We start from the raw sequence: 5,003 nt of genomic DNA on the forward strand, positions 1-5,003 counted from the left end.
CGACGGCGCTCGGCCCCTGTTAACACTTCGACCATCTTCTCGTTGTGACTAGTACTGAACATAGCTCCAAGACTACCTCTTAAGTTAAGAGGGGCGAAGTGTCTGGATCTTCAAGGGGCCAATCTAATCACCTTCAACTGGGTGCTGATGGTTATGAGGGTTTACTTCCAGCAGTCGGCTGGGTCTTTCACATCGGCCTTGGTGATGGTCAGGCGGGTACAGCCTGTATCGCCGAGCTGGGCACCAATAGCCTGAGCTTGCAGCTTGTAGGTGGCGGCACCGGTCGACGCTGCAACAACGGAAAAACTGTAGTAGCTGCTGCTGGGGTTACCAAGATCCGCCAGGTTCGTGCTGTAAGCGCTGCTGGTGATGCGATACTCTTCCTGCTTGAGTTGCATGGTCAGCAGAGTCTTGAACGCATCGGCGCGTCGGGAGTGCTGCAGTCCGTTTTGGAAAGAGGGATAAGCGATGGCAGCAATGATGGCCACGATGGCGACCACGACCATCAATTCAATCAGCGTTATTCCTCTTGCGAAGCGTATTGGCATCGGCATGGTTCCATAGGTGAGTTGAGACTATCATAGGATAGTACTCGCTGGCCCGAGAACGGGCTACAGACAGGAGTCTGGGCAAACATGGAAATGCGAATCAGGCCGGTGTCCGGCTTTACCCTGATAGAACTGATACTCGCCTTGGCACTGGTGGCGATCCTGGTTGCCGTCGCGCTCCCCAGCTATCAGTCATTGCGACAGGAGCAGATGGTCAGAGCTGCGACGCAGGCCATCTATACCGATGTTATGTTGCTCAAATCCGAGGCGGTCAAGCGCGGTGTGCCGTTGACGCTCAAACTCTTCAATGTCGGTCAATCAAACTGGTGCTATCGCATTGCGATTGATGGGACATGCAATAGCTGTGCAGATCAATGTTCTAGTATTGAAGGGAGAAAAGGAGTCAATGCTGACGAATTTGGAAGCGTGATTCTGGACTCCAACTTTACCAAGTCGGGTACGGCTATCGCGCTCGAGTTCAATAACCGTCGCGGAGACTTTCGAAGTCTTTATGGTGGTGTCAGTAATGGTTCCATTTGCCTGAAGATTGGAGAACATGAATACGCGGTGATTGTCTCCAAGATTGGGCGTGTCCGGAGTGATGTTGTGACAGGAACATCGCCATGCGCTTAAGCAAATCCAAGGGCTTTAATCTGGTTGAGCTGATGGTTGCTATGGTGGCGGGCTTGCTGCTGGTTGCGGCTGCTTCGGCGCTCTTTGCTAGCATACTCAAGGCCAACAAGACGGCCATGCAGGTCAGTCGCCTCAATCAGGAACTTCAATCGATTACGGACATGATGGCTCGTGATATCCAACGTGCGGGCTACGACGCCAGTGCTGCCACAAATACGCTGCTTTATAACCCGACATCGGGTTCTAGCACGACGTTGTTCCCCTTCGCTTTTAAGTCGGCCGATGACCTGGAGAGCAACTGCATCAGGGTGAGGTACGACGATAATGAGAACGGCGCGTTGGACAACACCTCTGCGGCGGGAGAAACCCGACGCTACAAGTACAACAGTGCAGAGAAGGTGATCAGGCTGGCTAAAGGCGATGAGGGCGAAGCTGATTGCGCGGACGTGCCAGAGAAAGGAGAGAAGATCAGCACGGACGATACGATAGCGATCAGTGCGTTGAGTTTTAGCATGATCTCCGGCTCCGTCTCCACGGGGGTCAGAACCATCAGGCTGAATATCTCGGGCAACGACATTAAATCCCCGGCTCTGGGGCTCACCCTGCAGCGGGATATCAGGCTGCGCAACGATGGGTTCTTGCCATGAAACGTCACGCCGGTTTCACCACCTTTACGGTCACCCTGCTGCTTATCCTCATCTTGGTCGGTGTGTCCCTGCTGGTGGGGAAATTGATGGTGGCCGACCGAAAGGTCAGCGTCAACGAGGTTCAATATCGGCAGGCCTTGGCGCTGGCTGAACTGGGGATTGCCGATGGCCTGAGTCGATATGGTGCAGGAATTGCCATTCCCAGCGAAGGTCTGACGGTCAGCTCGGCACAAGGCACCTATGTGCTTACAGCCAAGGATGATGTGGTCCCGCCGATTCTGGTAGGTACAGCGCCTAATCAGCTGAGTGTGACGCCGGTGGAGTTAATGTCCATAGCCACCTTGCCCAGCAATCTGGGAACTGCCACCGTGCGTGTGCAAGTAGCAGGCTATCATCTGCTCTCCGCAGCAAAGGCGGTGCCGCTGATGGTTGCGGGGGGAACCTCTATTGGAGGAACTTTCACTGTGGTCGCGAATCCGAACGGTGGGGGGCCGGGTGTGCCGCTTTCGGTTTGGTCTGATCAGGCCGTGGGGGGCAGTGGTTCCTGGCAAACCTGTCATCATGGGGACTTTAGTGGGGGCAGTTGCAGCACTAATCTCAGCGATAAGATCAATATAGGGTCAGATATCAAGGCAAGTGATCCCGCCTTTCCAGATGATCTGCTCTGGTATCTTTTTGGAGAACCGGATACTGAGGCGGGTTGGGCCAATATGTTCAATAACGGGGCTGTATCTATCCCCAATTGCAGCTCTCTTGGGGCGACATCGACCGGGATATTTATTGTTGATACCGGCGTCGATTGCGATTTTACTGCAAGTGCAATAGGAAGCTCGGGCGCTCCCGTGGTGCTGATTGTCCGGGACGGTGACCTGACGATGAATGGCGGCTTGGTATTCAACGGCATCATTTTCGCTCATTCGGACGATCCGAGTAACCCTCCACGGGTGAAAGCGAATGGTACGGCAACGGTGAATGGCTCCCTGATTGCCAATGCTCCTATCGATATCACCAGTGGTACTTTCAATGTCAAATACGATCAGTCCGTGCTTGACGGTGTTCAGCAGGGGGCCCGCTTTCAGACTACGAAGATGGTGCCTGGCAGTTGGCGGGATTGGTAGGGCGAGGAAAGCATATGAAAAAGCAGAAAGGATTCGGCCTGCTGGAGATCCTTATTACCTTGGTTCTACTCGGAGTCGGGGTGGCTGGGCTCGTCTCACTGGCGCGTGGCATGTTGAGTACAGCCCGCGAAGGGGGGCGGTACGAGATAGCCATGCGATTGGCTGAGTCCAAGCTCGATGAGTTTCGCAACTTCAACGAAATACGCACAGCGACCCCACCACTCACTGCTTATAAAGACATTTCCACCGGTAGCAGCAGCCAGTCACTCTCGAATGACAACTACGGAGTCAGCTGGACGGTCAGCAACCAGTATCTGAATGGTGGTGTCTGGTCGACGACTAAGCCAGCCACTTATCTTTACGACTATCCGGAGCGTAAGCGGGTAGAGGTGACTGTCACCTGGAATGATAATGATGGTTCAGCCCGTACGCTGCAACTGGCGGGCGCCATTTCCCCCACCGGCTCCTTTACCAAAGAAGAAACTGGAGACGGTCTGGTCAAACCCCGCGAGGGACCCAAGGTCGACTACACGAAGGGCAGTGTGCCCGATGTGGTCGCGATTGAACTGGGCGATGGCAACAACAAGGAGACCAGCAAGCCGCTGCCCAATATCTCAAAAGGTTCGGGTTCCAGCCGAACCATCCAATTTGATACGGCCACCTACTTGACCACAGGAAGCACCAGCACTCGTCTGGCTCAGCAAGACATGGCAACAGTTTATTGTAGTTGTAACTACACCGGATTAAATGGACAAGCTTATTTGCCAGCAGTTCCCGAGTATAGACAGTCGGAAAAAGTGCAATACTGGCAGGCTGGTGCATCAGTGAGCAAACCCATGGGGGAATTGAATGGTAATTCCCCGCAGGAGGCGCTATGTGGTACCTGCTGCCGTGAACACTATGACGTGAGCAATATAGGATTTGCGGGATACTATGACCCTCTGAACACAGGAAGGACATCAGGCAAGAGCAATGGGGCCTATATGGATGCGTGTCGGTTTGTTCGTATCGACGGTTCCTATACTCCTGCCCCGGACTGGCACCTTGTCAGTCTTACCACTTTCTCTGCCGGCTTTTTGAATGACGCCACCAACCTGGCTAACTATCGCGCATATGTTGCAGAAATGGTCAAGAGGTATGCCTTGCAACAAAAACGGGGTAGCAATTGGTCAACCCTCAGCACAGATCCAGCAATCGCCATTCAAGACTTCAACACATGGTGGTCATCTAACAACCGGTCTGGTAGCAGTACTGCATTAACAACCCCCGTTGGTACGGTGCAGTTAATAAGTCGTGGTATCTATGTCGATATCATGTCTCCAGACTATTTGGCAGATGTCGTTTATGGGAGTAAGGCAAATCCAGATATCAACGATGCTGACTTGGCCAAGATACCTTTTCAGGATATCAATATGACCCTGTTAAGTCATTGGAGTAGCAGCAGTAGTAATGGTACAGTTACTAGTCAGCCCATAGCGACAATTGACGATACTGGTGTTAATAGCAACTACGATAATAACTACTACGGTACCTATAGTCGTGGTCGTTTGACGGCCAATAATACAACCTATAGTGGTACGGTAGATAATCCGGTGATTATTACAGTAAAAAGCTTGAAGAATAATTTCGGCCTTGTCGGAGAAAATATTCCGTCAGGTGATAACACCGCTGCAATATCGACATTGCAGGTCAGTATATTGGCTCCATCCCAATTGCCAACGACCAATGTCAACGGGGTGATTAAATGTTTGGACCTGAAGACGACTACGACGGGTACTGGTAACAATAAAGTACCTGATTACCCATGATTAGCAGTCACCACGAGCTATACTGATCTTACGTACAGTTACTGAGGTGCGAGATCATGGCCAAAAGCAAAGTCCAATTCCAGAAAGGCTACAGCCTGTTTGATTTTTTCAAGGACTATGGCACCTGACTCTTATACACAAGTAGCGTCCTGAACGGAACCTTTCCCGTTTTCCAGGATCTGATCTTCTATGTGACTCCCAACATAGTAACGATCATGATAACTTCTGCTCTTCATCGTACGGCTGACT

At 52.0% G+C, this 5,003-nt stretch carries 5 protein-coding genes; 4 read left to right on the top strand and 1 reads right to left on the bottom strand.

Annotated elements, in window-relative coordinates; genetic code table 11:
* Positions 1 to 161 precede the first annotated feature (161 nt).
* Entirely contained in the window at positions 162 to 548 is a 387-nt protein-coding gene (locus tag C3418_RS22695; protein WP_103859329.1) for a type IV pilin protein, read from the bottom strand.
* Positions 549 to 635: 87 nt separating this feature from the next.
* Here C3418_RS22695 and C3418_RS22700 point away from each other — a divergent pair, with 87 nt between their 5' ends.
* The 4 genes from C3418_RS22700 to C3418_RS22715 are packed head-to-tail and all read left to right on the top strand — an operon-like array spanning position 636 to position 4,754.
* Positions 636 to 1,181, top strand: coding sequence for a Tfp pilus assembly protein FimT/FimU (locus tag C3418_RS22700; RefSeq protein WP_103859330.1), 546 nt, complete (start codon positions 636 to 638; stop codon positions 1,179 to 1,181).
* Positions 1,172 to 1,828, top strand: a complete 657-nt coding sequence (locus tag C3418_RS22705) for a prepilin-type N-terminal cleavage/methylation domain-containing protein (RefSeq protein WP_103859331.1) — start codon at positions 1,172 to 1,174, stop codon at positions 1,826 to 1,828. The genes C3418_RS22700 and C3418_RS22705 overlap by 10 nt, the downstream gene beginning before the upstream one ends.
* Positions 1,825 to 2,946, top strand: coding sequence for a PilX N-terminal domain-containing pilus assembly protein (locus C3418_RS22710; RefSeq protein ID WP_103859332.1), 1,122 nt, complete (start codon positions 1,825 to 1,827; stop codon positions 2,944 to 2,946). Before C3418_RS22705 ends, C3418_RS22710 begins: the two co-directional genes overlap by 4 nt.
* 14 nt (positions 2,947 to 2,960) lie before the next feature.
* The gene (locus tag C3418_RS22715) at positions 2,961 to 4,754 is read left to right on the top strand and encodes a prepilin-type N-terminal cleavage/methylation domain-containing protein (RefSeq protein ID WP_103859333.1); all 1,794 of its coding nucleotides are present in this window, start codon (positions 2,961 to 2,963) and stop codon (positions 4,752 to 4,754) included.
* Positions 4,755 to 5,003: the final 249 nt, after the last annotated feature.

Origin of the sequence: Aeromonas sp. ASNIH8 (assembly GCF_002919855.1) — a bacterium.
GTDB lineage: Bacteria > Pseudomonadota > Gammaproteobacteria > Enterobacterales > Aeromonadaceae > Aeromonas > Aeromonas caviae.

Excerpts from the sequence above, each read along its gene's own strand:
- C3418_RS22700 (WP_103859330.1), top strand. The coding sequence starts at position 636 with ATGGAAATGCGAATCAGGCCGGTGTCCGGCTTTACCCTGATAGAACTG.
- C3418_RS22695 (WP_103859329.1), bottom strand. The coding sequence starts at position 548 with ATGCCAATACGCTTCGCAAGAGGAATAACGCTGATTGAATTGATGGTC.
- C3418_RS22715 (WP_103859333.1), top strand. The coding sequence starts at position 2,961 with ATGAAAAAGCAGAAAGGATTCGGCCTGCTGGAGATCCTTATTACCTTG.
- C3418_RS22705 (WP_103859331.1), top strand. The coding sequence starts at position 1,172 with ATGCGCTTAAGCAAATCCAAGGGCTTTAATCTGGTTGAGCTGATGGTT.
- C3418_RS22710 (WP_103859332.1), top strand. The coding sequence starts at position 1,825 with ATGAAACGTCACGCCGGTTTCACCACCTTTACGGTCACCCTGCTGCTT.